The following is a 26,395-nucleotide window of genomic DNA, read 5'->3' on the forward strand; positions in this document are numbered from 1 at the left end:
ACGGCACGGCGGGACTTGTCTTCGCTCCGCCGAGCGTGGAAACCCGCCGCTTCCACCCGGGAGTATCGAATGTCGCCTCGCCTGCCGTTTGCCGCCCTGCTGCTGCTGTCGACCGCCGCTTATGCCGCCGAGCCGGGCAAGCCGCCGCTCAGCGCACAGACCGCGGCCTCGGGCGGGCCGCTCGATCCGGCGCAGAAGAAGGTGACGTTCGACACCGCCGATCTGCAGATCGAGGTCGATCCGGTGCGCGAGGTGATCAACGGCACCGCGACTTTGGTGTTCACCGCCAAGGAGCGTACCGACCGGCTGGCGATCGACCTCGACAAGAATTTCACCGTCACCGCGGTGACGGTCGACGGCGTCGATCCGGCGAGCGTCGCCAATCCCGAAGGCCGCATGACGATCAAGCTCGCCAAGAAGGTCGCCAAGGACGCCAAGCTCACCGTCAAGATCACCTATGGCGGCCGTCCGCATACCGCCGTCCGCGCGCCGTGGGACGGCGGCTTCGTCTGGGCCAAGACCCCCGCCGGCGCGCCGTGGATCGCCACCGCGGTGCAGGGCGAGGGCTGCGACCTGTTCTGGCCGTGCATCGACTATCCGACCTACGAGCCGCAGAAGGTGACGCTGCACATCACCGTGCCCAAGGGGCTGAAGGCGCCGTCGAACGGCAAGTTGCTCGGCGTCGATCATCTCGACGACGGCCGCACCACCTGGAACTGGGAGGTGGCGCACCCCAACCCCTATACGATCGCGCTCAACGTCGGCCCTTATGAGGAGCTGTCCGGCACCTATAAGAGCCGGTTCGGCAACGAGATCCCGATGTTCTACTGGTATCTGCCCGGCGAGAAGGACAAGGCGGAGAAACTGTTCGCCGAATTCGCCCCGACGCTCGACTTCTACGAGAGCGTCGTCGGCCCCTACCCCTGGGCGGACGAGAAGGTCGGTGTGGTCGAGACGCCGCACAAGGGCATGGAGCATCAGACGATCAACGCCTACGGCAACGACTATGCCAAGGCGCCCGAGGGGTTCGACTGGCTGTTCCAGCATGAGTTCGGCCACGAATGGTTCGCCAACCAGATGACCGCGCCCAATTGGGACGACTTCTGGATGCACGAGGGTTTCACCGAATATATGCAGCCGCTCTACGGTCGCTGGCGCGAGGGCGAGGCCCGCTATGCGGCGATGATGCTCGAGATGCGGCCGAAGATCCTCAACCAGTCGGCGCTGGTCGCCGGCAAGCCGCAGACCGCCGAGGAGGTCTACAAGACCGCGCCCGGCCGCGGCGGCGACATCTATTACAAGGGCGCCTGGGTGCTGCACACCTTGCGCAACGCGATCGGCGACAAGGCGTTCGACGAGGTGCTGCGCTGGACCGTCTACGGCCGCGCCGATCCCGCGCCGGGCAATTTCCAGCCGCTGTTCCGCTCGACGCCTGAATTCATCGGCTATGTGAAGCAGGTGACCGGGCAGGACTGGCAATGGTTCTTCGACGTCTATCTCTATCAGGCGGCGCTGCCCAAGCTGACCGTGACGCGCAACGCGACGCAGCTGTCGCTCAAATGGACGACGCCGACCAACAAGCCCTTCCCGCTGCCGGTCGAGGTATCGGTCGACGGGAGCGTCCAGACGGTGCCGATGAGCGGCGGGCTGGCGACGATCACCGTGCCGGCCGCCGCGCATGTGATCGTCGATCCGATGGCGCGCGTGCTCAAACAGGATGACGCGATCGACGCCTATCAGGCGTGGCGCGCCGCCCAGCCCAAGCCGAAATGAGCGGAGGACGCCCGATGACCGACCAGCCCTGGACCGCGCGTGCCGCCGAGATGGCGGCGATCTTCATGGTCGGCGACGGCCTCGTCGGCCTGCTCCAGCCCACGCGCCACGTCGACCTGTGGAAGGACGAGGCGCTCGGTGCCGAGGCGACGGTGCGCCCGTTCGTCGGCCGCCCCGGCCGTCGGCGGCTCTATGCGCTGGCGCAGATCGCCGGCGGCCTGTGGCTGGCGAGCCGCCAGCGGCCACGCGCCGGTCAGGGCACGATCGTCGTGAACAGATAGGCTGCGAAGATCACCAGATGCACCACCCCCTGCAACACGGTGGTGCGTCCGGTGCCGAGCGAGATCGTCGTCACGAACAGCGACAGCGCCAGCAAGGTCATGCTCTTCGCGCCGATGCCGAGCGTGAGCGGCAGGCCGAGCATCAGGCTGACGATCGCCACCGCCGGGATGGTCAGCCCGATCGTCGCCAGCGCCGATCCGAGCGCGAGGTTGAGGCTGGTCTGCAGCCGGTCGCGCCGCGCGGCATTATAGGCGGCGAGGCTCTCCGGCGCGAGCACCAGCGCGGCGATCACCACGCCGACGATCGCCAGCGGCAGCCCGGCGGCGAGGATCGCCGCCTCGACCTGCGCCGACAGCCCCTTGGCGAGCAGCACGACGACGACCAGTGCGACGAGCAGCACGCCGAACGCCGTCCAGGCGGTGCGGTCGCTCGGTGGCGCGGCATGGTCGTCGGGCTCGACGTCGCCGGCGGGGAGGAAATAGTCGCGATGGCGCACCGTCTGCACCAGCACGAAGGTGCCGTAGAGGACGAGGCTGACGATCGCGACGAAGACGAGCTGCGACGGCGCATAGGTCGGCCCCGCCGCGCTCGTCGTATAATTGGGCAGGATCAGCGACAGCACGGCGAGCGCCGCGAGCGTCGCCAGCGCCGCGCTGATCCCGCGCAGCGTGAAGCGCTGCTCGCCATGCGCGATCCCGCCGGTGAGCAGGCACAGGCCGATGATGAAGTTGAGGATGATCATGATCGCCGCGAACACGGTATCGCGCGCCAGCGCCGCGACGTCGCCCGATCCCGACAGCATCAGCGACACGATCAGCGACACCTCGATCACCGTCACCGCGATCGCCAGCACCAGGGTGCCGAACGGCTCGCCGACGCGATGCGCCACCACCTCGGCATGATGGACCGCCGCGATCACCGCGCCGATCAGCACCACCGCCGCGACGATCGTGCCGACCAGCCCCATCGCATAGACCGATCCCAGCACCGCCGGCACGCCCACCGCCGGAAAGAGGATCGCCCAGCGCGGCAGGCCGATCCATCCGTTCGTCGCCGTCATCGCCATGGTCCGCACATCGTCATGGCAAGCGAATGCTCGGTCGCGCCGAAAGCTCCGGTACGGCCCTGACGCATGCGCGCCGTTCACACTTTAACACAATGGCCCCCACGGATGCGGCGGTCTGCCGACCAGCGGGCCGGCCTCACCGCCCCTGCGCCGCGCGCGCCTGCGCCGGCCGGTCGAACGCCTGGTCCTTGTAGCGCCCGTCCTTCTCCACCCAGTGCAGGAAGAGATGCGCCGACCAGCTGTTGGGATTGGGGTCGAGCCGGCCATGCCGGTGATGCGTCCCCTGATAGAGCACGCCATCCCCCGCCGCCATCGCCACCGAACCATAAGGCTGGCCACCGAAATCATCGCTGACCTCGGGCTGCGGCACCGCGATACGGTCGCGTCCCACCGACAGCGCCCACGGCTTGTCCTCGCCATAAGCGATGGTCAACGACAGGCTGTGCTCGCACGCCTGCCGGTCGGAATGGATGCGGCAGACATCGCCCTGCCGATAGGCGCGGAAATAGGCATAGGTCGGCAGCAACGTCGCCCCCACCACCTCGGCGACACGCGGCGTCAGCCCCCAGAGGAAGGTGAGCATCGGCGCATATTGAAACGCATAGACCTCGATCGCCGGCTGGCGCAGCAACGGTCCGCGCGCCGCGAAGCTCTGCAACGGCCGCCCCGCCGCCTGGAGATCGGCCTGCATCATCCGGTAGAAAGCGAGCAGCACTTCCGGCGCGAACAGCTGCGGCAGCGCGACATGGCCCTCGGCGCGATAGGTGTCGGTCGCGGTCACCGCTGGAGAAAGCTCTGCATCTCCAGCGACCTAGACCGATTCCTCGGTCATCGCCACGACCGATCGCGCCACCGCCTCACTGGCCGAACACCATCAGCAGCGCCGGAAACAGATTCTGAAGGACGTGCACCGCGATGACGACGCCGACCGCCACCCAGAAGCCGCGCGGCCGCCAGGTGACGTAGAGCGTCGAGAAGATCAGGAACGGCCACCAGATCACCGCCCCCCACAGGGGCGTGGCGAGGCTGTGCGCGATGCCCCACAGCAGGCTGCTCGCCAGCACCGCCTGCCAGCCCTTGAGGACGTAGAGCAGCAGCGTCAATACCGCCGCCATGATCAGCGTCTCGACCACCGGACTGAAGCCGGCGACGAGGAACAGCTTCATCGGCCCCGAGGTATCGCCGAGGTCCGGCCCCGGATGGCCCGGTGCGAGATGCTCGATGATCCAGCTGAGGATGAGGCTGCCGCCGATCGTCAGCAGCCAGCCGACGAGGATCGCCAGCCACGCCCGCCGGTCGCGGAACAGCAGCGCCGGCAGCACCGCCAGCGGCCCCCGCCCCGCCTGCCACGCCGGACTGCGCTCCACCGCAGGGTCTATTCGTGTCGCCATCATCGCTCCGTCGCTTGCCGCCCCGCTGTGCGGCGCGCCGGGTTAACGCGCGATGAGGGAAACGCGATGCGCGAGGAGCGGCGTTACGGCGCGAGGCGGGGATGCGGCGCGACGTGGCCGCGGCTTGGCGAGCGCGTGGGGGTTGTTCGAAGGTCGCTCAGCCAGCGCAGGATAGCATCGCCTTCGTCCCATCGAAACGGGTGCGAAGTCGTTCCGCTAGCCAGAGCCCCAGTGTTCCCGCGCAGGCGGGAACCCAGTGGCCCAGCAGAACAACGGCGGCGCGAAAGCAGAAACGGAGCTCCCGCCTCCGCGGCAGCACTGGAGGTACGGCAAACGCCCCGCCCCGTCGCGGAAAGCGCATTGGCGGCACGAAAAGACCACAAACCGCGTAAACCCGCCGCCTCCGACCGCCCGCACGAAAAAAGGGCGCCGCTTCCGCGACGCCCCTTCCTCAACCCAGACCCAACCGATCAGGCGGCGGCGCCGGCGCCGTCCTTCTTCTTCTCGGCATAGACGCGGATCGGCTCCTTGCGGCCCTCGATCACGTCCTTGTCGATCATCACCTCGTCGACGCCGTCCATGCCGGGCAGATCGAACATCGTGTCGAGCAGGATCGCCTCGAGGATCGAGCGCAGCCCGCGCGCGCCGGTCTTGCGCTCGATCGCCTTCTTGGCGACCGTGACCAGCGCATCGTCGGTGAAGTCGAGCTCGACCTGCTCCATCTCGAACAGCTTCTGATATTGTTTGACCAGCGCGTTCTTCGGCTCGGACAGGATCTTGACCAGCGCCGGGATGTCGAGGTCCTCCAGCGTCGCGATCACCGGCAGACGGCCGACGAATTCGGGGATCAGGCCGAACTTGAGCAGATCCTCGGGCTCGGTCTGGCGCAGCAGCTCGCCGGTGCGCTTCTCCTCGGGCGCGGCGACATAGGCGCCAAAGCCGATCGACTTGCCCTGCAACCGGTCGCCGATGATCTTCTCGAGCCCTGAGAACGCCCCGCCGCAGATGAACAGGATGTTGGTCGTGTCGACCTGGAGAAATTCCTGCTGCGGATGCTTGCGCCCACCCTGCGGCGGCACGCTCGCGGTGGTGCCTTCCATCAGCTTGAGCAGCGCCTGCTGGACGCCCTCGCCCGACACGTCGCGGGTGATCGACGGATTTTCAGCCTTGCGGCTGATCTTGTCGATCTCGTCGATGTAGACGATGCCGCGCTGCGCCCGCTCGACGTTATAGTCCGAGGCCTGGAGCAGCTTGAGGATGATGTTCTCGACATCCTCGCCGACATAGCCCGCCTCGGTCAGCGTCGTCGCGTCCGCCATGGTGAACGGCACGTCGAGGATGCGCGCCAGCGTCTGCGCGAGCAACGTCTTGCCGCAGCCGGTCGGCCCGACGAGCAGGATGTTCGACTTGCTCAGCTCGACGTCGGCACCCTTGGCGCCGTGGTTGAGCCGCTTGTAATGGTTGTGCACCGCCACCGACAGCACGCGCTTGGCGCGCTTCTGGCCGATGACGTAATCGTCGAGTACGTCGCAGATCTCCTGCGGCGTGGGGACGCCGCCGTCCTTCTTCGAGACGAGCGCCGACTTGGTCTCCTCACGGATGATGTCGTTGCACAGCTCGACGCACTCGTCGCAGATGAACACGGTGGGTCCGGCAATCAGCTTACGGACCTCGTGCTGCGACTTGCCGCAGAACGAGCAGTAGAGGGTGCTCTTCGAGTCGCCACCGCTCAATTTCGTCATTCACACTTCCTTGTCGCGGGTGAGGCCCCGCTGGTGAGGCCGACCATGGTAGACCGGCCAATACGCAAACCACAACGCCCAAACGATCTTAACGGATCGGCCGGGCGCGTTACCGCGCCTTTATGCCGACGGCGCGGTCTCGTCCGCCGGCGTCGGGCGCTTGTCGAACACCTCGTCGACGAGGCCGAAATCCTTCGCCTCATTCGCTTCGAGGAAGGTATCGCGATCCATCCGGCGCTCGATCTCCTCGAGCGGCTGGCCGGTGTACTGCGCGTACAGCTGGTTCATCCGCGCCCGGATCCGCAGGATCTCCTTGGCCTGGATCTCGATGTCGCTGGCCATGCCCTGCGCACCGCCCGACGGCTGGTGGATCATGATCCGCGCATTGGTCAGCGCCACGCGCATCCCCGGCTCGCCGCTGGCGAGCAGGAAGCTGCCCATCGACGCCGCCTGGCCGATGCACACCGTGCCGACGCGCGGACGGATATATTGCATCGTGTCGTGGATCGCCATGCCCGCCGTGACGACACCGCCCGGCGAGTTGATGTACATGAAGATGTCCTTCTTCGGGTTCTCGGACTCGAGGAAGAGCAGCTGCGCGGTGATCAGGCTGGCCATGCCGTCCTCGACACCGCCGGTGACGAAGATGATCCGCTCGCGCAGCAGGCGGCTGAAGATGTCGAACGAACGCTCGCCGCGGTTCGACTGTTCGATGACGATCGGCACGAGGCCGGCTTGGGTCTGCTGCAAACCAAGGCCGGCGTGGGCGATCGGGCTCATGAAGTCGCCGGTCTCGAACGGATTGTGCATGGAAATCTCTCTATAGGCCCCGAAGATCGCCAACATCGGCGCTCCGGCGGGGGAGTTCAAGCCCCGCCGGACGGGGCGGGGTGGGTCAGATAGGCGAGCCGGCGCACCTCGCGCCGCCCGCGCACCACGGTATCGAGGATCAGCCCGGCAAAGCCGCACAGCGCGGCGATGATCATCAGCCCGGTGATCAGGATCGCGGTCGGGAAGCGCGGCACCAGATGCGTGTGCATATAGGTGATCGCCAGCGGCACGCTCAGCCCCACCGCCAGCGCGGCGAGCAGCGCGCCGATCGCACCGAAGAACAGCAACGGCCGCTCGATCCGGTACAGCGTCAGGATGGTCCTGAGGATGCGGAAACCGTCGCCATAGGTGCTGAGCTTCGACTGCGATCCCTCGGGCCGCGCGAAATACGGCGTCTCGACCTCGGCGCAGGGCATCTTGAGTTCGAGTGCGTGAACGCTGATCTCGGTTTCGATCTCGAACCCCGCCGACAGCGACGGGAAGCTCTTGACGAAGCGGCGCGAGAAGACGCGATAGCCGGACAGGATATCGGTGAAGCTGCGCCCGAACAGCCGCGCCAGCATGCCGGTGAGCAGCGCATTGCCGAAGCGATGGCCCCGGCGATAGCTTTCCTGCACCTGGCTCACCCGGCTGCCGACCACCATGTCGCACGGTTCGTCGAGCAGCCGCGCGACCAGCGCCGGCGCGGAGGCGGCGTCATAGGTCGCATCGCCATCCGCCATCACATAGACGTCGGCATCGATATCGGCGAACATCCGGCGGACGACATTGCCTTTGCCCTGGATGCGCTCGCTGCGCACCACCGCGCCCGCGGCGCGGGCGACCGCGATCGTGTCGTCGCTCGAATTGTTGTCGTAGACGTAGATCGTCGCGTCCGGCAGCGCGGCGCGAAAGCCGGCGACGGTCTGCGCGATCGCCGCGGCCTCGTTGTAGCAGGGTAGCAGGACGGCGATCGTCGGTGGCGTCACGTTGGTCTGCGTCCCACGATATTTGAGCCTGAGTCTTCTGGATCGTCATCCCGGCTTTCGCGGGACCTCTGCTAAACTGCCGCAGCGCTCCTGCGCACGCAGGAGCCCAGGGCCGCGCAGAGTATCAGTCGTTGCTCTGCTTGACCCTGGGTTCCTGCTTTCGCAGGAACACGGTGAGGTTAAGCGATAACGCCAACTTCTACAAAGGCCCGGCTCGCGCCGGTATGACGAAGCGAAGGAGGGGAGCCGATGCCCCCCTCCCCGTCGATCAACCCTCGGTCGGCGCAGCGGCCTTCTTGGCGCGCGGCTTCTTCGCCGGCGCGTCGGCTGCCTCGGTGCCCTCCGCCGCCTCGGCCGCGACCGGCGAGGATTCGGTCACCGCCGTCTCGGCCTCGACCGGCGCGGCCTTCTTGGCGCGCGGCTTCTTGGCAGGCGCCTCCGTGGCGGCCTCGTCGGTCGCAGCCTCGGCGGCCGGCGTCTCGGTCGCAGCATTGTCGCCCTCGGCGACCGGCTTCTTCGCGGCGGCCTTCTTCGGCTTGGCCGCGCCCTCGCCGGCGGCCTTCTTGGCGCGCGGCTTGTGGTTGTCATGGTCGTGCGAGTGCGTGCCGGTGGCGAAGCCGTCCTCGCTCTCGATCGCCGCTTCCAGCTCCTCGCGGGTCGCCTCGCGATCGGTCACCTCGGCCTTGTCGAACAGGAAGTCGACGACCTTGTCCTCGTAGAGCGGCGCGCGCAGCTGGGCAGCCGCCATCGGCTCCTGCTGGATATACTGGATGAAGCGCTGCTGGTCCTCGCCGCGATATTGCTGCGCGGCCTGGCCGATCAGGCGGTTCATCTCCTGCTGCGACACCTCGACGCCGTTCGCCTGGCCGATCTCGGAGAGCAGCAGGCCGAGGCGGACGCGGCGCTCGGCGATCTTGCGGTAATCGTCGCGCTCCGACTCCATCTCGGCGAGCGCCGCCGCGGGGTCTTCCTCGTGCGTCGCCTCATGCTCCAGCTGCTGCCAGATCTGCGCGAACTCCGCCTCGACCATCGACGGCGGCACTTCGAAATCATGGCCCTCGGCGAGCTGGTCGAGCAGCTTGCGCTTCATGTGCGTGCGGGTGAGGCCGTTATGCTCCTGCTCGATCTGACCCTTGATCAGGCCGCGCAGCTGCTCGAGGCTCTCGAGGCCGAGGTTCTTGGCGAGATCCTCGTCGATCTTGCTCTCGCCGGCGACCTGGATCTTCTTGACGGTGATCTCGAACGTCGCGGGCTGCCCGGCGAGATTCTTGGCGCCGTAATCCTCGGGGAAGGTCACGTTGAGCACCTTCTCCTCGCCGACCTTGGTGCCGACGAGCTGCTCCTCGAAGCCGGGGATGAGCCGGCCCGAGCCGATCTCGACGCCCATGTCGGTGCCGGTGCCGCCATCGAAGGCGACGCCGTCGGCGGTCTTGCCGACGAAGTCGACGGTGACGAGGTCGCCAGTCGCGGCGGCCTTGTCCTCGGGCGCATCGTCCCACTTCTTCGACTGGTCGGCGAACTTCTGCAGCTGCTCGTCGACGAGATCGTCGGCGACCGGCACGGTCAGCCGCTCCAGCTTGAGCGAATCGATCGCCGGCGCCGGCACGGTCGGCAGCACTTCCAGCTCGACCGTCACCGCGGCATCCTTGCCCGGCGCATAATCCTCGTTGAGCGCGACCGAGGGCTGCATCGCCGGACGCAGCGCCTTGTCGGCGATCAGCTGCTGCACGCCCTGCTGGATCGCGCTGTTGAGCGCGTCGGCGGCGAGCGCCTCGCCGTGCATCTTGCGGACGAGATTGACCGGAACCTTGCCGGGGCGGAAGCCGGGCATCTTCACCTGCGGCGCGACCCGCTTCACCTCGGCATCGACCTTCGCGTCGATGTCAGCGGCGGTGATGGTCAGCGTGTAGGCACGCTTCAGGCCCTCGTTCAACGTCTCGACAGTCTGCATGTTCGGCCTTCAATCTTGAGAAATCTGACGGAAAATCTTCTAAGGCTGTCGTCCCGCCCACAGGAGCGCGGGACTGGTGCGGGCGAAGGGACTCGAACCCCCACATCTTGCGATGGCAGGACCTAAACCTGCTGCGTCTACCAATTCCGCCACGCCCGCACGAAGGACCCGCCGTTGGGCGCGCGTCTATACCAGCCTGACGCCCGGGGGCAAGCCAAGAGGCAACCGGCGCGCACCCGGAACGTTGGGTCATATGAAGGAGAGACCGACATGGCAACCCAGCCGCCACCCGAAAGCCCCGTTCCCGATTCGCAGCCGGTGCAGCCGAGCGCCCCGCCGCCGGAGATCCAGACGCCGGCACCCGATATCGACGTGCCGTCGCCCGCGACACCGGCGACCGATCCCGGCACCTCGCAACCGGCGGAGATCTGACCCATGGCCGAGTCCATCCCGGCCGGCGCGCCGGACAGCAACCCCGACGATCGGCGTGACGACGAGCGCAGCGACATCGAACAGGCGGTCGAGGCGCGCGCCGACGCCGTCGCCCGCGGCGAAGGCGGCGAGGAGCCGTCGCGCTTCACCGATACCGGCGCGTTCGACGGCAACAGCGGCACCGGCGGCGAGGTGAAGAATCAGGACCTGACCCAGCAATGACCGGCGGCCCCGCGGGGCCGCCTCCTACGGGACGATTCGCGCCGTGCGGATCGTCACCTTGCTCGCCGGCACCTCGCCCTTGAACGACCCGCCGATCGTCTCGGTCGGCGACACCGGCGCGTCGAGGATATGGACGATCACGTCCATCCCCTCGACGACGTGACCGAAGGCGGCATAGCCGAGATTGTCGCCCGGCTTGGCGGGATCGGCGTCGAGCGACGCGCTCTGATCGCCGACGCTGATCGTGAAGTCGCCGCGTGCGCTGCCCGGCGCGAACCGCGCCACCGAAATCGCACCGTCGGTATGATGCAGCCCGGTCTGCGTCGTCGGCTCGTGCTTGATCGGCGGCAACGTCCGCTTGGCGTCACCATTGGTGCCGAACTGGACGAAGCCGAACCGGTCGGCGACCCTGACCGTGCGGTAGAAGACGGTGCCGTCGAGCCGCTTGCCCGCGACATATTTGAGGAAATTGCCGGCGGTGATCGGCGCATGCTGCGTATCCGCCTCGATCACGATCCGCCCGGCGCTGGTGTCGAGCGCGACGCGCGGCAGCGCGGATGCGGGCGTCGACGGCGCGGGCGCGGGCGCCGGCACCGGTGGCGCCGTCCCGACTGCCTGCTGCGCCATGGCTGGCATCGCGAACGACACCATCATCATCAGACCGACCATCCGCTTCATCGCCACTCTCCTTCGGCACATGGCCTTACCCGACCTGCGTCGACCCGTCGCCCCGGTGATGGGCCGGGGCTGCGGAATAGGCTGCTCGCTCGAAGGCAAGGCGCCCCGGCGCATCCCTTGCCGCGCGGACGTGTCCCGGCATCCTCCGCTCCGCGAGGCGGAATCCGCCCCACCACCCTCCTGACCGCCCCGGCGAAGGCGGGGGCCCAGTTGGGAGACCGTCGTAAGTCACGACGAAGCTTCCCCCATCTGGACCCCGGCCTTCGCCGGGGTGGTGCGTGGGGTGCGATGGTGGCCGCATAGGGGCCGTGCGGGCCTGAGGCTCCCGAAACCGCTCCGAAATCCCTCCGCGCTTGCTGAACTCAGCCGAACCGCCTGCCAAATCCCCAGTATTCCCGCGCAGGCGGGAATCCAGTGGCCAAGCAGAGCAACGGTTAGCGGTCAAAGGAACACTAGGCCCCCGCCTTCGCGGGAGCACTGGTGAAACTTACTGCCCTGCCCCGACCACTATCCGGTGACGACGCCGCTCAGACGACGACAGCCTCCGCTCTCGCACCCCCACAAAAAAGCCCAAAGCCCCCTCGCCTCAGCTCAGCGCCTTCTTCAGCAAGTCGTTGACCACCGCCGGATTGGCCTTGCCGCCCATCGCCTTCATCGTCTGGCCGACGAAGAAGCCGAACAGCGTCTCCTTGCCGCCGCGATATTGCGCGAGCTGGTTGGGGTTCCTGGCGATCACCTCGGCGATCACCGCCTCGATCGCGCCGGTGTCGCTGGTCTGCTTGAGACCGCGGTCCTCGACGATCTTGGCCGGGGCGTCGCCCGTCTCCAGCATCACCTCGAACACCTGCTTGGCGAGGCTGCCCGACAGCGTGCCGTCGGCGACCAGCGCGAGCAGCTCGGCGGCCTGCGCGGGCGACACCGGCGACTGGGCGATGTCGTGCCCGCCGCGGTTGAGCGCGCCGAACAGTTCCGACGTCGTCCAGTTCGCCGCCGCCACCGGCTTGGCCCCCGCCTCGAGCAGCGCGTCGAACCAGCGCGCCGCCTCGACCTCGGCGGTCAGCACGTCGGCCTGATAGGCGGAGATGCCGAGCGCCTCGTAGCGCTTGCGCTTGGCGTCGGGCAGTTCGGGCAGGCTCGCGCGGCATGCGGCGAGGAATGCCTCGTCGAGTTCGAGCGGCAGCAGGTCGGGATCGGGGAAATAGCGGTAATCGTGCGCGTCTTCCTTCGACCGCATCGACCGCGTCGTGCCGCTTTCGACGTTGAACAGCCGCGTCTCCTGCACGACGCGGCCGCCGTCCTCGATCAGCTCGACCTGCCGCTTCGCCTCATATTCGATCGCCGCCATGACGAAGCGCACCGAATTGACGTTCTTGGTCTCGGTGCGCGTGCCGAGGTCGTCGCCGGGCTTGCGCACGCTGACGTTGACGTCGGCGCGCATCGACCCCTCCTCCATATTGCCGTCGCACGAGCCGACATAGCGCAGGATTGCGCGCAGCTTGCGCAGATAGGCCCCCGCCTCCGCCGGCGAGCGCATGTCGGGCCGGCTGACGATCTCCATCAGCGCGACGCCCGAGCGGTTGAGGTCGACATAGGAGCGCGTCGGATGCTGGTCGTGCATCAGCTTGCCGGCATCCTGCTCGACGTGGATGCGTTCGACGCCGATCGTCTTGGTCGCGTCCGGATTCCTGTCGTCGGGGCTGATCTCGATCGCGCCCTCGCCGACCAGCGGATGGTAGAGCTGGCTGATCTGATAGCCCTGCGGCAGATCGGCGTAGAAATAATTCTTGCGGTCGAACCGCGACCAGCGGTTGATCTCCGCGTCGATCGCCATGCCGGTGCGCACCGCCTGGCGGATGCACTCCATGTTCGGCACCGGCAGCATCCCCGGCATCGCCGCATCGACCAGGCTGACCTGCGTGTTCGGCTCCGCGCCGAAGGCGGTCGCCGCGCCCGAGAACAATTTGGCGTTGGAGGTGACCTGCGCATGGACCTCGAGGCCGATGACGACCTCCCACTCGCCGGTGGCGCCCTGGATGCGGTAGCTGGATTCCGTCATTTCGATTCCTGCCGATCAATTCGTATCAGGGCTGGCACCCGTCCGGCCATCATACCGGCGCTCCTGCCCCATGATTTTGTCCTAGGGCGATTACTCGGCTCTGCCGGGCAAGCGCCTCCACGTCGCCTGGCTGGCCGATCATCATTCCGACGGCGAAGCTTGCCGGCGAGACCCTCAAAAATGCCGAGAACCTCGCAAATGCCTGCGACGATCTCTGCAACATGCATCACCTACCACCACGTCTGCGGCCGCGCGGTGAAGCCCGCGCGCTGCTCGATCGCCAGTCCGGCGTTCAGCACGCCCTGCTCGTCGAGCGGCTTGCCGATGATCTGCAACCCCAGCGGCAGCCCTTGCTTGTCGAGCCCGCCCGGCACGCTCATCGCCGGCAGGCCCGCGAGGCTCGACGGCACGGTGAACACGTCGTTGAGATACATGGCGATCGGATCGGCCGACTTCTCGCCGAGCGCGAACGCCGCCGACGGCGCGGTCGGGGTCAGCAGCACGTCGCAGCTCTCCCACGCCCGCTCGAAATCGCGCGCGATCAGCGTCCGCACCTTCTGCGCCTGCGTGTAATACGCGTCGTAGAAGCCCGCCGACAGCACATAGGTGCCGATCATGATGCGGCGCTTCACCTCCGGTCCGAAGCCGGCGGCGCGGGTCGCGGCGTACATGTCCTGCAACCCCGCCCCCTCGGGCAGCTCACGCAGGCCGTAACGCACGCCGTCATAGCGCGCGAGGTTGGACGAGGCCTCCGCCGGCGCGATGATGTAATAGGCCGGCAGCGCGTACTTCGTATGCGGCAGCGACACGTCGACGATCTCCGCGCCCGCATCGCGCAGCCAGTCGATCCCCGCCTGCCACAGCGCCTCGATCTCCTCGGGCATCCCGCCGACGCGATATTCCTTGGGGACACCGACGCGCTTGTCGGCGAGACTGCCCGACAGGCCCGCCTCCCAGCGCGGCACGTCCTGGCGCAGCGAGGTCGCGTCCTTGGCGTCGAACCCGGCCATCGCCTCGAGCAGGATCGCGCAGTCGCGCACATCGCGCGCCATCGGCCCCGCCTGATCCAGCGACGAGGCGAAGGCGATCGTCCCCCAGCGCGAGCAGCGGCCATAGGTCGGCTTGATGCCGCTGATGCCGGTGAACGCCGCCGGCTGGCGGATCGAGCCGCCGGTGTCGGTGCCGGTCGCGCCGGGGCACAGCCCCGCCGCCACCGCCGACGAGCTGCCGCCCGACGATCCGCCCGGCGCGAGCGGCGCATCGCTGCCCGGCCGCCGCCACGGCGAGATGACGTTGCCGAACGCGCTCGTCTCGTTCGACGAGCCCATCGCGAACTGGTCCATGTTGAGCTTGCCGAGCATCCCCGCGCCCGCGTCCCACAGATTCTGCGACACGGTCGATTCGTAGGTCGGCACGAAGCCTTCGAGGATATGGCTCGCCGCGGTGGTCGCGACGCCCTTGGTGCAGAACAGGTCCTTCATCCCGATCGGCACGCCGGCGAGCGGCTTGAGCGTCTCGCCGGCCGCGCGCGCGGCATCGGCGGCGCGTGCCGCGGCGAGCGCCGCGTCGGGCGTCTCGACGAGGAAGGCGTTGAGCGGCTTGGCCTTGGCGACCTTGACGATGAAGGCGTCGGCGACCTCCACCGCGGAGAAGGCGCCACTGCGCACGCCGTCGCGGATCGCGGCGACGCCGAGGTCGGTCAGGTCGGCCATTATTCGATCACCTTGGGAACGGTAAAGAAGCCATGTTCGGCCTGCGGCGCATTGGCCATCAGGCTGTCGCGGATGCCGCCGCCGGTCAGCGGATCGGCATCGACGACATCGTCGCGCAGCCGCAGCTGGTTGGGGATGACCGCGGTCATCGGCGCGACGCCGGCGGTGTCGACCCCCTCCAGTTGCTCGATCCAGCCGAGGATGTTGCTGAGTTCGGGGGCGAGGCGGCTCGCGTCCTCGTCGGTGATCGCGATGCGCGCGAGCGCGGCGACCTTCTTCACGGTGGCGGTGTCTACGGACATGAGGTTGCGGCTAGCAGAGGCAGCTTCGCCGATGCAACCTCGTGTTGCCAGTTCGGCGGGGCTCGTCCATCAGAAGCGCTCCCTGCCCTGCCCGGACACCGACACGCTTGGCCCGCAAATTCCTCTATGTCTTCGCCGCGCTGATCGCGCTCGTCATCGCCGGGGCGCTCGCCTATCGCCTGTACGGCGTCGAGATCCTGCGCATGGCGCTGGTCCCGTCGGAGGCGTTCAGGGCGCAGCCGCGCGTCGACGCCCAACGCTATGAAGCGCGCGCGATGTGGATCGCCCGGCCCGACATCGCCGGCAATCCGGCGCTGTGGACGCCCGCCGGCTATACGCCCGCGACCGCGCCCAGGGCGGCGGTGTTCTTCATCCACCCGACCTCCTACATCGGCCGCGACCATTGGAACGCCGCGCTCGACGATGCCGAGACCAACGCACGCGCCGCGATCTTCCTGCGCGGCCAGGCGAGCGCGTTCAACGCCGCCGGCGAGATCTGGGCGCCGCGCTATCGCCAGGCGACGTTCGGCGCCTTCCTGACCAGCGTCGCCGATGCCAATCGCGCGCTCGACCTCGCCTATGGCGACGTCGCCGCCGCCTTCGCCGCCTTCGTGGCGCAGGTCGATCCCAAGCGGCCGATCATCCTCGCCGGGCACAGCCAGGGCGCGCTCCACCTCACCCGCCTGCTGCGCGAGCAGATCGCCGGCAAGCCGATCGCGCGGCGCATCGTCGCCGCCTATGTCGTCGGCTGGCCGGTGTCCGAGGCGCACGATCTCGCCGCGCTCGGCCTGCCGCAATGCACGCGCCCCGATCAGGTGCGCTGCCTGCTGTCGTGGGAGAGTTTCGCCGAGCCCGCCGATCCGCGCCAGATCACCGACATCTACGACGCGACGACCGGCTTCGACGGCGCGCCCCGCAAGGACAGCGACATGGTCTGCACCAATCCGCTGACCGGCACCGCCGATGCCGCCGCGCCGGCGAGCGCCAACCAGGGCACGCTCTACCCCAGCGCCGACCTCAGCAGCGCGACGATCGCCGCCGGCACGGTGCCCGCGCGCTGCGGCCCGCGCGGCTTCCTGCTGATCGGCACGCCGCCCGATCTCGGCAGCTACGTGCTGCCCGGCAACAATTACCACGTCTACGACTATAGCCTGTTCTGGGCCAACGTCCGCGCCGATGCGCAGCGCCGCCTCGCCGCCTTCGGGGCGTCGCGATGATCACCCCCGACCGCGCCGTCTTCCGCGAGGCGCTGCCGGACGGCGGGCGGCTGCTCGGGCTCGACCTCGGCAGCAAGACGATCGGCACCGCGCTGTGCGACGCCGGCTGGAGCTTCGCCAGCCCCGCGACGCTGATCCGCCGCGCCAAGTTCACGCAGGACAAGGCGGCGCTGGTCGCGCTTATCGCGGCGCAGCAGGTCAAGGGGCTGGTGCTGGGCCTGCCGCTCAACCTCGACGGCAGCGAGAGCCCGCGCAGCCAGTCGACCCGCGCCTTCGCGCGCAACTGCACCGACCTCGGCCTGCCGATCCTGCTGTGGGACGAACGCTGGTCGACCGTCGCGGTGGAACGCGTGATGATCGAACAGGACATGAGCCGCGCGAAGCGGGCGGAGCGGGTGGATAATCTTGCGGCCGCGCATATCCTGCAGGCGGCGATCGATGCGCTGGTGATGGTTTAGGGTTAGATGTGGGCCTACAGAACGTTCGCTTTTGGTCGCGCGCCCGCTTCCGATACAGCATAGCGTAACATCATATATTAGCGCCTTCAATCTAGAACTAATTTCTTGGTATTCAATACTTATATATGATATTGTCTCTACCAACTCTCGTCAGGCAATTTTGGTAGCGTCTGGCACATCATAGATGTTAGTCGAAAAGGCGGATGAGAGGCGATGATCGAGTAAAGCGGTGATTATATCACCGCAGCTGCCTTCGGTGCATACAATTCTATCTTTTGCGTCAAATTCCAAATTCAGCCCGTGAGCAGCATAGCGCCTCTTTAATTTTGTCATGAAATTCTGATCTTTGTAGTGCCCCTTCTGTCGGATGGAACACATCCGACGCAAATGAATCTTGTTGTCTCCGACGTAAGCCGTCAATGGACCAAAATCCGAGAATATCCGCGCGAACTCTTTTTCTGCCTGTAATTGGGCAAATTCATCCGCATGAGCCTGCCGATAACTTAACACCGACTCGAAATTAGCTTTGTTAGGGATAATTATCTTATCGTTAGCGATAAAGAAGTCGACGTGCCTCGAAAGCGAAAAACTCGGTTCTCTATCAAGCTCAAGCGCATTGTCACGAAATCCAATATCAATAAAACTTCGCCTCTGCTTTGATCTCCATGAGCTATCGGTCTTACGAACTGCAATTAGAACACGATCGCTGTCGACCAGACGAATTACAAAAAAGTTCGTGTTGGCAACCTCTTTTTCGCTTTTCACCTTCTTCTGGACAGTAGGATTTGAAGATTGCGCCACGATCAGACCGGCGTTCGTTTCAACAGTGTCAATTAAAAGCGCGCTTGCCTCATTATTCTGAGCGAGCAGTCCATACTCGTGAATCTCGTTAATGCGCGCCCTAGCCTCAATGAGCGACGCTTTTAGCGCAGCATCAAGATCCGGCTGAGTTGTGATCCAGCGGCCAGTGTACGTTGGCGCAGCACCAGCAGTACCGCCCGACTTCTTGAAGAGCCAAATCGTCAGACTAGCATTTTCAATATCAAAGCCGCTTAGCGCTGCGGGGATTGCCATCGGACCTCCTAAGGTTTTATGATTTGAATGTCCTGCACCGGACACTGATTATAACGTCCAGGCTCTAAATAACCCTTAACAAGAGCTCTGCCTTTAAAATTATCGGCGCTACCCGGATACTCATAGGTTACATTGTAAAGACGCCAACCTAAAGCTATCAAGACAGGATTCAGCAGCACTTGTCCAGATCTATGAGTTATCCAGAACATCCATACCAAAAAAACGCAAAAGCCGACGAATTTACTTGTTTCGTTATAGTTTATTCCCATAAAAGATACCACGTATGGGAGGGTGTAATTCATTAAATCAGTAGGCACGTATTCGGCTTCTTTGACGATGACACCCTGCTTCGGACGAATAAGAGCTAGAGAGAGAATAGTCAGTCCAAAACAGGCAAGGGTTATGCCTAGCAAAGTCACAGAATACCCCGCCTCATGGAGGGGTAATTGACAACTGCCAGCCGCCAATGGAAAACAGAAATCTCGATGCCACGCCTTATAGTCAATATTCTGTGAAAACAATATCACAGATAGAGGCAGATACGACCCCAAGAACACGACTATGGCGGTTAGGAGCCTGAACTGCATCTTTGCTCCCTTTTTGTAACTCCACCCACGAGCTATATACCAGCGTCGCGATAAAGAAAACCATGGTCGGCAGAATAAGATTTTAGCCCGAGAGGTCTTACCGACAGGTTATCAGTTATGGCACGACGCCACTAACGAAACCGGCCGCTCAATGGCCTATCCGCGCCGGACGACGTCAGATTGCAGCACGCGCAGCGAACCGCGAAGCATTACAAATACCGTAAGGTGCCGTCTTGCCGGCCTCCGGCTGTCGCTTCAATACGTCAGCTAAGCCTGTCCTATACCCCTCCCCTCTGCTACACCCCCAACCGGCTCTTTCGCATTGCGAGTCCCACCACCACCAAATCCGAAACGATCCCCCCGGATCGTTTCCATCAAGGTGTCCAACTTGTCCATGTTGCCGCATTGCTGCCACAATCCGTCGGCGGCAGCGGCCCCGCTTGCTCCCGCCCGCCCTGCGCGCTAACCGGCGCGCTTGATGAACCGTTCGGACCACCGCCCCGCCGCCCTGATCGAGGGCGGTGCCGTCTTCCCGCACCGGCACCTCACCGGCATCGACGGGCTCCAGCCGCATGAGATCGCCTTCCTGCTCGACGAGGCGGAAAGCTGGGTCGCGGCGAACCGCAGCCATGCCGCGCCCGACAAGCGGCTCGCCGGCCTCACCCAGATCAACGCCTTCTTCGAAAACAGCACGCGCACGCTGCTGAGCTTCGAGATCGCCGGCAAGCGGCTCGGCGCCGACGTCGTCAACATGCATGCGGCGCAGTCGAGCGTGAAGAAGGGCGAGACGCTGATCGATACCGCGCAGACGCTCAACGCGATGCGCGCCGACGTCATCGTCATCCGCCATATGGCAAGCGGCGCGGTGCGGCTGATCGCCGACAAAGTCGATTGCCCGGTGCTCAACGCCGGCGACGGCCGCCACGAACATCCGACGCAGGCGCTGCTCGACGCGCTCACCATCCGCCGGCGCAAGGGCAGCATCGCCGGCCAGCGCGTGGTGATCTGCGGCGACGTGCTGCACAGCCGCGTCGCGCGCTCGAACATATTGGCGCTCACCGCGCTCGCCGCCGAGGTGCGCGTCTGCGCGCCGTCGACGCTAATGCCCGCCGGGATCGAGCGGATGGGTGTGGCGCCGTTCACCGATTTCGATGCGGCCCTGGTCGGCGCCGACGTGGTGATGATGCTGCGCGTCCAGAACGAGCGGATGGCGGGCGGCTATATCCCGTCGAGCCGCGAATATCGCCTCCGCTACGGGCTGACGCCGGAGCGGCTGGCACGGCTGCCGGACGCGCTGGTGATGCATCCGGGGCCGATGAACCGCGGCGTGGAGATCGATTCGGTGGTGGCGGACGGGCCGCAGTCGGCGATCACCGAACAGGTGGAGATGGGCGTGGCGGTCCGGATGGCGTGTCTCGACGTGCTGACGCGACGCGCACGCGGCGTGGAGGGCTGGGCATGAGCGCGATCGCCTTTCTCGATGCGACGCTCGCCTGCCCGGTCGGCGGGGTGACGCGCGGCGGGCTGCTCGTCCGCGACGGCGTGATCGTCGCGCGCGGCACGTTCGATCTGCCGGGCGATGCGGTGACGGTCGCCTGCGACGGCGCGACGCTGGCGCCGGGGATCGTCGATCTCGGCGTGTTCAAGGTCGATCGCGCCGCCTTCCGCGCCGGCGGCATCGTCCGCGTCGCGCTGATGCCGGACGGCAATCCGGTGCTCGACGACCCCGGCGTCGTCCAGCGCGCGGCGCTGATCGGCAAGCCCGATTTGTGGATCCACCCGATCGCCGCCGCGACGCAGGGGCTCGCCGGCACCGACATGGCGGAGATGGCGATCTGTCTGTCGGCGGGGGCGAAGGCGGTCGGCACCGGGCGCGGCTGGATCGCCGACACCGGCGTGATGCTGCGCGTCCTCGCCTACGCCCGCGACCTCGACATCGCGGTGATCGCGCATGGCGAGGACGGCACGCTCACCGCCGGCGCGGTGGCGACCGACGGCGAGACGGCGACGCGCCACGGCCTCCCCGCCGCCCCGGCGATCGCCGAGGCGCTGGCGGTGGCGCGCGACCTGATGCTCGCCGAGGAGACCGGCGCGCGCCTCCACATCCGCCAGGCGACCACCGCCGCGGCGTTCGACCTGATCCGCGCCGCCAAGCGCCGCGGGGTGCGCGTCACCTGCGGCATCACGCCCGCGCATCTCCACCTGTCGGACATCGCGATGAGCGACTTCCGCACCTACGCCCACCTCTCGCCGCCGCTGCGCAGCGAGGGCGACCGGCAGGCGGCGCGGGCGGCGGTGGCGGACGGCACGATTGACGTGCTGTGCTCGGGCCACGACCCGCACGGACCGGAGGCGAAGCGGCTGCCCTTCGTCGATTCGGCGGCGGGGATGGCGGGGGCGGAGACGTTGCTGCCCTTGGGGCTGCTGCTGGTCCGCGACGGCGTGCTGCCGCTCGACCGGCTGCTGGCGATGCTGGCGGCGAATCCGGCGCGGGTGCTCGGGCTCGACACGGGGACGCTGGAGGTCGGCAAGCCCGCCGATCTGATGCTGTTCGATGCCGACACGCCGTGGCAGGTCGACGGCATGGCCTTCGCCTCGGCGGGCAATACGCCGTTCGACGGCCTGCCCGTCCAGGGCCGCGTGCTGCGCCTCTGGAAGGCCGGCCGCGAGATCTAGCCGGTCAGCGCGACGCCATCTGCACCGGCGTCCGCAGCCATTGCGCGATGCGGTCCCCCGCCTCGCGCCGGACGAAACAGGTGCCGCCCTCGGCGCGGAAGCGGTCGCACATCCGGTCGGCCTGGTCGCGGTCGAACCCGCCGATCGACAGGCGGTAGAGCGATCCTTGCGCGGCGGCGACGGTCGTCCCGGTCGGGCGATGCCCGGTCAGCGCGGAGAACCGTCGCTCCGCTCTGTCCCAGCCGGCATGCGCCGCCGCGGCGCTGCTGTACGCGCCGATCTGGACGTACCAGTCGCCCTCGCCCCGCGCGGCTATCGGGGTGACCGTCGCGCGGCGCACCGTGCTTCTGTCGACCCGCGCCATCATCGTCGGCAGCGGCTGCACCACCTCGCGTGCCGGCGCGAAGACGATCTTGGCGAAGGCAGCGCGGCTCGCATCCGGTGCCGGCGCGACCGTCGGCGCGGCCTCCGCGAGCTGCACCGGCGCCTCCGCGGCCGGCATCACCGGCGCCGGCGCGTTGAGCGCGAGCGCGACCGGGCGGCCGGCATCGGGCGCAGGCGTCACGCCGAGCAGGCTCGCGACCTGGTCCGACGCCGATTTGGGCTGCGCGAAGGCCGCCCATTGTTCGAGCCGCGCGTCGACGTCGGCGGCGGACATGTCCGCCGCCGCCGCCACCCGCGCCATGTTCCACTGGCCGGCGAGCGCATAGCTCAGCGCGAGATTCTGCCGCACCTTGGCATCGGCACCCGGCGCCCGCGCCGCAGCGTTGAGCGTCGCGATCGCCGCCGCCGGATTGCCCGCCAGCGCCGTGGCGAGGCCGAGATCGCCGATCGGGATCACCGCCTGATGCTGGGCGAGCGTCGCCTGCGCCGTCGCCCAGTCGCCGGTCGCGATCTGCGCGAGCGCGAGGTTGAGCGCCGCCTTGCCGTTGCCGGGGGCGAGCTGCACCACCTCGGCAAAGGTATCCCGCGCCGAGGCGAACCGCCCCGCCTGCTGATAGGCTTGCCCCAGCAACAGGCGATAGCCGGCATCGCGCGGCGCCAGCGCCACGGCGCTTTCGGCGAGCTCGATCGCCTGGGTGGCATCGCGGCGGGCGAGCGCCTTGCCCGCTGCGGCGGCATCGCGCGCGGCGGTCTTCGCCTGCACCTTGGCGCTGCGATCGCTCGCCGCGGCGATCCGGTCACCGCCGCCCGCGCAACCGACGACCGAGCCGCCCAGCATCAGGGCCGACAGGCCGAACGACAGGATCAGACGGGCACGCATCGCGGAAGCTCCATGAGGTGGTCGGGCGGTAAGGGCATGGGTCATCCGGCGGTCACCCGCCGGCCGAAGCCGCCGGTCGCAGGACGCGCACCGAAGCCGCCGCCGTTGACGGTCGGCACGCTGAACACGGTGCGGCGGAAATTCTTTTCGAGCCGGCCGCAGATATGCGTCCACAGATGCGCGATCTCCCCGGCGGGATCGCCGTCGGGGTCGCTCTCCATGACGGTGCCGCCGTCGATCATCGCTGCGGCATAGTCGGCACGCTGGTGGACGGTGACCGGCGCGACGCTGCCGTGATGCGACAGCGCGACGGTCGTCTCGGCGTTGAGCGGCGCATCGGGAGTCGCGCCGTTGAGCACGAAGACCAGCGGCTTGCCCGCACGCTGGCAGAGATCGACGGTGGCGGCGGCGGCGCGGACGTCATGCGGCGAGGGCCGCACCGGCACGACGACGAGCTCGGCGACATGGACGACGCCCTGCGTCACCACCGCATTGCCGGGCGGCGTGTCGATCATCGCCAGCTTGAACCCCTGCTGCCGCAGCACGTCGAGATCGGCGGACAGACGCGTCGCGCTGGTCTGGGCGAAGGCGGGGCGGTCGCCGCTGCGATCGTCCCACCAGTCGGACAGATTGGCCTGCGGGTCGAGATCGAGCAGCACGACCGGGCCATGGCCGGCGCGCTCGGCCTGCACCGCCAAATGCCCGGCCAAGGTCGTCTTGCCCGAACCTCCTTTTTGCGATGCCATCGCGAGAACGCGCATAGGGCCCCTTGAATTGCTGTCGCCACCCGTCAGCATGACTGCCACGACAGCGCTAACAAGCAGTTAAGGGACCCCTTCGCGCCGATCCCTCTTTGCGGCGGCAAGCGTCCGGGGCATGGTGCGGTGGATGGTGAAAAGGGTGACAAGCATGCGGAACACCGGTTGGATCGCAGGCGCGCTGCTCGCCTGTCTCGTGGCTGCGCCGGCCGTGGCGCAGGACGTCAAGGCGGGGGTCGACGCCTGGGGCCGCGGCGACTTCCCCGCGGCGGTGGCGCAGTGGCGCGGTCCGGCGATGTCGGGCGACGCCGACGCGCAGTTCAATCTGGGGCAGGCCTATAAGCTCGGCCGCGGCGTGCCGCTCGATCCGGCGCTGGCGGAAAGCTGGTTCCGCAAGGCGGCGCTGCAAGGCCACCCCCAGGCAGAGGACAATTATGCCTTCGCGCTGTTCCAGGCCGGCCGCAAGGCGGAGGCGCTGCCCTGGCTGGAGAAGTCGGTGAAGCGCGGCGAACCGCGGGGGCAGCTCGTGCTCGGCACGATGCTGTTCAACGGCGACGGCGTGCCGCGCGACTATCCGCGCGCCTATGCGCTGATGACGCTGGCGTCGCAGGCGCGGCTCAAATCGGCGTCTGAGACGCTCGCGCAGATGGATCAATATATCACACCGGCGGACCGCGAACGCGGCATCGCGCTGGCGCGGCGCTATTCTGCGGACCTGGATGCTGCGCCCGCCGCCGCCGCGCGCGACGTCGCCGCCAGCGAACCGCGCCCGCCCGCCGCCAAATCGGCCCCCTCGCCCGCTCCGACGGCAACGCGCAAGCGTGCGCCGGCCGAACTGTCGCCCGATCGTCCGGTCGCCGACCGCATCACGCCGCTCGCCAAGACGCCGCCCCGCCCCGCCGTCGCGCCGGCGGCGACCGGCGGCGCGTGGAAGATCCAGCTCGGTGCCTTCAGCACGCAGGCCAATGCGCAGACGCAATGGTCGCGCGTCCGCGGCAAGCTGTCCGGCGCGCAGCCCATCTATGCCAAGGCGGGGAACGTCATTCGCCTGCAAGCCAGCGGGTTCGGCTCCCGCGCGGCGGCGCAGAAGGCATGCGCGGCGTCCGGCGTCTCCTGCGTCGTCGTCGCGCCGTAACTCACTCGACCCATTCGGTGCGGCGATAGCCCTGCGCGTAGAGCAGCGCGGACAGGTCGCCATGATCGATCCGCGCGGCTGCCGCCGCGGCGACGATCGGCTTGGCATGATAGGCGACGCCCAGCCCGGCGCGTCCGATCATCGCCAGGTCGTTCGCGCCGTCGCCCACCGCGAGCGAGCGCGCGCGTTCGATGCCGCGCTCGACCAGCCAGTCCCCCAGCGTCTGCTCCTTGGTCGCCGAACCGACGATCGGCTTGGTCACCGTGCCGGTGAGGCGACCGTCGGCGACCTCCAGCACGTTGGCGATCGCGCGATCGAAGCCGATCTCCGCAGCCACCGGCTCGGCGAACCGGGTGAAGCCGCCGGAGACCAGCACGGCCGCGGCGCCATGCGCCCGCATCGTGCGGACGAGCGACTTGGCCCCCGGCATGATCCGCACCCGTTCGGCGAGACATTGCGCGATCACCCGTTCGTCCAGCCCCGCGAGCAGCGCCACCCGCGCATCGAGTGCGCCCTCGAAGTCGAGTTCGCCGCGCATCGCCGCCTCGGTCACCGCGGCGACCTGCGCCTTGATGCCGGCATAATCGGCGAGCTCATCGATACATTCGACCGTGATCATCGTCGAATCCATATCGGCGACGAGCAGCGCCTTGCGCCGCCTAGCGGTCGGCTGAACGATCACGTCGGTGCGTGCGAATGCCCCCTCCAGCGCCGCCCGCGCCGCGTCGGGATCGGCGGCGAAGGCGAGGTCGGCGGCGACCTCGGGCTCGAGCCATGTCGTGCCGGCCGGTGCGCACCCCGCCGCCGCGAGCCGGTCGCTCGCCGCCGACAGATCGCCTGCGCCGATCGTTTCGCCTATAAGCGTCGCGGTGAACATCGCAGTCTCCAACCCCAAGCCGAAGGTCGCGCTCATCGCAGGGCCGACCGCGAGCGGCAAGTCCGCCGCGGCGATCCGCCTGGCTCAAACGCACGACGGCATCGTCATCAATGCCGACGCAAGCCAGGTCTATGCCGATCTGCGCATCCTCACCGCCCGCCCCGATGACGCCGACATGGCGGGCGTACCCCACCGCCTGTTCGGCCATGTCGATGCCGCCGACGCAGGCTATTCCGCCGCACGCTGGGCCGCCGAGGCGCGGACTGCGATCGCCGCAGCGCATGCCGAGGGCCGCGTGCCGATCCTCGTCGGCGGCACCGGCCTGTATCTGCGCACCCTGATCGACGGTATCGCGCCGGTGCCGCCGATCGACCCGGCGGTGCGTGCCGAGGTACGCGCGCTGCCGGTGGCGGTGGCGTACCGCCTGCTCGCCGAGGAAGACGCCGCCGCGGCGGCCCGGCTCGCCCCCGCCGATACGACGCGCGTCGCGCGTGCGCTGGAGGTGGTGCGTTCGACCGGGCGACCGCTGGCGGCGTGGCAACAGGATCGTGCCGGCGGCATCGGCGACGCGATCACGCTCGCCGCCGCGGTCCTGCTGCCCGACCGTGACGCGTTGTTCGACCGTATCGACACGCGCTGCATCGCGATGATCGCCGAGGGCGCGGTCGATGAGGTGGCGGCGTTGCTCCGCCGCGACGATATCGCCGGCGATGCGCCGATCCGCCGGGCCATCGGTGTGCCGCCGATCGCCGCCCTGCTCTCCGGGACGATCGACCGGACCGAAACGCTCGCCCGACTCCAGCTCGACACGCGCCGCTATGCCAAGCGGCAATATACCTGGTTCCGTAATCAACCTCCCAGCCAATGGGTGCGAGAGACAGATTCATTCGCTTTAACATCATCAATAGCAACTTTGTTGCTTGATTAGGGTTGACCCTACTGG

General features: G+C 67.6%; 26 protein-coding genes and 1 tRNA gene. 10 read left to right on the plus strand and 17 right to left on the minus strand.

Features of this window, described 5'->3' with window-relative positions; genetic code table 11:
* The first annotated feature begins 69 nt into the window (after positions 1 to 69).
* Together PBN85_RS11880 and PBN85_RS11885 are read left to right on the plus strand one after the other, a co-directional pair.
* A complete protein-coding gene (locus tag PBN85_RS11880; RefSeq protein WP_271299131.1) occupies positions 70 to 1,773 on the plus strand; it encodes a M1 family metallopeptidase in 1,704 nt (567 codons plus the stop codon).
* 14 nt (positions 1,774 to 1,787) lie between these two features.
* Positions 1,788 to 2,054: a hypothetical protein gene (locus PBN85_RS11885; RefSeq protein WP_235199682.1), complete on the plus strand. Its 267-nt coding sequence runs from the start codon at positions 1,788 to 1,790 to the stop codon at positions 2,052 to 2,054.
* Here the strand turns inward: PBN85_RS11885 and PBN85_RS11890 are convergent.
* The 8 genes from PBN85_RS11890 to PBN85_RS11925 form a co-directional block, all read right to left on the minus strand.
* On the minus strand, positions 2,027 to 3,115 hold the full coding sequence (locus tag PBN85_RS11890) for a calcium:proton antiporter (protein ID WP_271299132.1): 1,089 nt from the start codon (positions 3,113 to 3,115) through the stop codon (positions 2,027 to 2,029). The genes PBN85_RS11885 and PBN85_RS11890 overlap by 28 nt on opposite strands.
* A 142-nt stretch (positions 3,116 to 3,257) precedes the next feature.
* Complete coding sequence (locus PBN85_RS11895) at positions 3,258 to 3,902, minus strand: hypothetical protein (protein WP_037533129.1); 645 nt, start codon at positions 3,900 to 3,902, stop codon at positions 3,258 to 3,260.
* Positions 3,903 to 3,978: 76 nt separating this feature from the next.
* Positions 3,979 to 4,512: a hypothetical protein gene (locus tag PBN85_RS11900; RefSeq protein WP_235199681.1), complete on the minus strand. Its 534-nt coding sequence runs from the start codon at positions 4,510 to 4,512 to the stop codon at positions 3,979 to 3,981.
* 470 nt (positions 4,513 to 4,982) lie between these two features.
* Positions 4,983 to 6,254, minus strand: a complete 1,272-nt coding sequence (gene clpX, locus PBN85_RS11905; RefSeq protein WP_037533125.1) for an ATP-dependent Clp protease ATP-binding subunit ClpX — start codon at positions 6,252 to 6,254, stop codon at positions 4,983 to 4,985.
* A 120-nt stretch (positions 6,255 to 6,374) separates the two neighbouring features.
* On the minus strand, positions 6,375 to 7,064 hold the full coding sequence (locus PBN85_RS11910; protein ID WP_037533123.1) for an ATP-dependent Clp protease proteolytic subunit: 690 nt from the start codon (positions 7,062 to 7,064) through the stop codon (positions 6,375 to 6,377).
* A gap of 56 nt (positions 7,065 to 7,120) precedes the next feature.
* Positions 7,121 to 8,053 (minus strand): glycosyltransferase family 2 protein, encoded by a 933-nt coding sequence (locus PBN85_RS11915; RefSeq protein ID WP_037533121.1) that lies wholly within the window; start codon positions 8,051 to 8,053, stop codon positions 7,121 to 7,123.
* Between the two features lie 268 nt (positions 8,054 to 8,321).
* Complete coding sequence (gene tig / locus PBN85_RS11920) at positions 8,322 to 10,004, minus strand: trigger factor (protein ID WP_037533120.1); 1,683 nt, start codon at positions 10,002 to 10,004, stop codon at positions 8,322 to 8,324.
* A 74-nt stretch (positions 10,005 to 10,078) separates the two neighbouring features.
* Positions 10,079 to 10,163 (minus strand) — tRNA-Leu (locus PBN85_RS11925).
* A gap of 111 nt (positions 10,164 to 10,274) precedes the next feature.
* On the opposite strand from PBN85_RS11925, the gene PBN85_RS11930 reads away from it, so the two are divergent.
* Both PBN85_RS11930 and PBN85_RS11935 read left to right on the plus strand, forming a co-directional pair.
* A complete protein-coding gene (locus PBN85_RS11930) occupies positions 10,275 to 10,436 on the plus strand; it encodes a hypothetical protein (protein WP_271299133.1) in 162 nt (53 codons plus the stop codon).
* 3 nt (positions 10,437 to 10,439) lie between these two features.
* Positions 10,440 to 10,658 carry a hypothetical protein gene (locus PBN85_RS11935; RefSeq protein WP_271299134.1) on the plus strand — a complete coding sequence of 73 codons (219 nt, stop codon included), beginning with the start codon at positions 10,440 to 10,442 and terminating at the stop codon, positions 10,656 to 10,658.
* 24 nt (positions 10,659 to 10,682) lie between these two features.
* On the opposite strand, the gene PBN85_RS11940 is transcribed toward PBN85_RS11935, so the two are convergent.
* From PBN85_RS11940 to gatC, 4 genes are all read right to left on the minus strand, one after another.
* On the minus strand, positions 10,683 to 11,336 hold the full coding sequence (locus tag PBN85_RS11940; RefSeq protein WP_271299135.1) for a peptidylprolyl isomerase: 654 nt from the start codon (positions 11,334 to 11,336) through the stop codon (positions 10,683 to 10,685).
* 586 nt (positions 11,337 to 11,922) lie between these two features.
* Complete coding sequence (gene gatB, locus PBN85_RS11945) at positions 11,923 to 13,392, minus strand: Asp-tRNA(Asn)/Glu-tRNA(Gln) amidotransferase subunit GatB (RefSeq protein WP_271299136.1); 1,470 nt, start codon at positions 13,390 to 13,392, stop codon at positions 11,923 to 11,925.
* Positions 13,393 to 13,622: 230 nt separating this feature from the next.
* On the minus strand, positions 13,623 to 15,104 hold the full coding sequence (gene gatA / locus PBN85_RS11950; RefSeq protein WP_271299137.1) for an Asp-tRNA(Asn)/Glu-tRNA(Gln) amidotransferase subunit GatA: 1,482 nt from the start codon (positions 15,102 to 15,104) through the stop codon (positions 13,623 to 13,625).
* Positions 15,104 to 15,406 (minus strand): Asp-tRNA(Asn)/Glu-tRNA(Gln) amidotransferase subunit GatC, encoded by a 303-nt coding sequence (gatC, locus tag PBN85_RS11955; protein ID WP_037533111.1) that lies wholly within the window; start codon positions 15,404 to 15,406, stop codon positions 15,104 to 15,106. The genes gatA and gatC overlap by 1 nt, the downstream gene beginning before the upstream one ends.
* Positions 15,407 to 15,513: 107 nt before the next feature.
* On the opposite strand from gatC, the gene PBN85_RS11960 reads away from it, so the two are divergent.
* Complete coding sequence (locus tag PBN85_RS11960) at positions 15,514 to 16,623, plus strand: DUF3089 domain-containing protein (RefSeq protein WP_271299138.1); 1,110 nt, start codon at positions 15,514 to 15,516, stop codon at positions 16,621 to 16,623.
* Positions 16,620 to 17,081, plus strand: coding sequence for a Holliday junction resolvase RuvX (gene ruvX, locus PBN85_RS11965; protein WP_037533098.1), 462 nt, complete (start codon positions 16,620 to 16,622; stop codon positions 17,079 to 17,081). Before PBN85_RS11960 ends, ruvX begins: the two co-directional genes overlap by 4 nt.
* 150 nt (positions 17,082 to 17,231) lie before the next feature.
* On the opposite strand, the gene PBN85_RS11970 is transcribed toward ruvX, so the two are convergent.
* Both PBN85_RS11970 and PBN85_RS11975 read right to left on the minus strand, forming a co-directional pair.
* Positions 17,232 to 18,155 (minus strand): Kiwa anti-phage protein KwaB-like domain-containing protein, encoded by a 924-nt coding sequence (locus tag PBN85_RS11970; RefSeq protein WP_271299139.1) that lies wholly within the window; start codon positions 18,153 to 18,155, stop codon positions 17,232 to 17,234.
* An 8-nt stretch (positions 18,156 to 18,163) separates the two neighbouring features.
* A complete protein-coding gene (locus PBN85_RS11975) occupies positions 18,164 to 18,742 on the minus strand; it encodes a hypothetical protein (protein ID WP_271299140.1) in 579 nt (192 codons plus the stop codon).
* Positions 18,743 to 19,220: 478 nt separating this feature from the next.
* Here PBN85_RS11975 and PBN85_RS11980 point away from each other — a divergent pair, with 478 nt between their 5' ends.
* Positions 19,221 to 20,204: an aspartate carbamoyltransferase catalytic subunit gene (locus tag PBN85_RS11980; protein WP_037533096.1), complete on the plus strand. Its 984-nt coding sequence runs from the start codon at positions 19,221 to 19,223 to the stop codon at positions 20,202 to 20,204.
* Positions 20,201 to 21,418 (plus strand): dihydroorotase, encoded by a 1,218-nt coding sequence (locus PBN85_RS11985; RefSeq protein WP_271299141.1) that lies wholly within the window; start codon positions 20,201 to 20,203, stop codon positions 21,416 to 21,418. Before PBN85_RS11980 ends, PBN85_RS11985 begins: the two co-directional genes overlap by 4 nt.
* A gap of 4 nt (positions 21,419 to 21,422) precedes the next feature.
* Here the strand turns inward: PBN85_RS11985 and PBN85_RS11990 are convergent, their stop codons facing one another.
* A complete protein-coding gene (locus tag PBN85_RS11990) occupies positions 21,423 to 22,682 on the minus strand; it encodes an SPOR domain-containing protein (protein ID WP_271299142.1) in 1,260 nt (419 codons plus the stop codon).
* Between the two features lie 41 nt (positions 22,683 to 22,723).
* Positions 22,724 to 23,443, minus strand: coding sequence for a ParA family protein (locus PBN85_RS11995; RefSeq protein ID WP_037533086.1), 720 nt, complete (start codon positions 23,441 to 23,443; stop codon positions 22,724 to 22,726).
* A 148-nt stretch (positions 23,444 to 23,591) separates the two neighbouring features.
* Between PBN85_RS11995 and PBN85_RS12000 the strand changes: the two genes are divergently transcribed.
* A complete protein-coding gene (locus tag PBN85_RS12000; protein WP_271299143.1) occupies positions 23,592 to 24,575 on the plus strand; it encodes an SPOR domain-containing protein in 984 nt (327 codons plus the stop codon).
* 1 nt (position 24,576) lies between these two features.
* Here PBN85_RS12000 and serB read toward each other — a convergent pair whose 3' ends face one another.
* A complete protein-coding gene (gene serB / locus PBN85_RS12005; RefSeq protein WP_271299144.1) occupies positions 24,577 to 25,452 on the minus strand; it encodes a phosphoserine phosphatase SerB in 876 nt (291 codons plus the stop codon).
* Between serB and miaA the strand changes: the two genes are divergently transcribed.
* Entirely contained in the window at positions 25,451 to 26,380 is a 930-nt protein-coding gene (gene miaA / locus PBN85_RS12010; protein ID WP_271300887.1) for a tRNA (adenosine(37)-N6)-dimethylallyltransferase MiaA, read from the plus strand. The two genes, serB and miaA, sit on opposite strands and share 2 nt — an antisense overlap.
* The last annotated feature ends 15 nt before the right edge of the window (positions 26,381 to 26,395 follow it).

Source organism: Sphingomonas sp. CV7422 (assembly GCF_027945725.1).
GTDB lineage: Bacteria > Pseudomonadota > Alphaproteobacteria > Sphingomonadales > Sphingomonadaceae > Sphingomonas > Sphingomonas kyungheensis.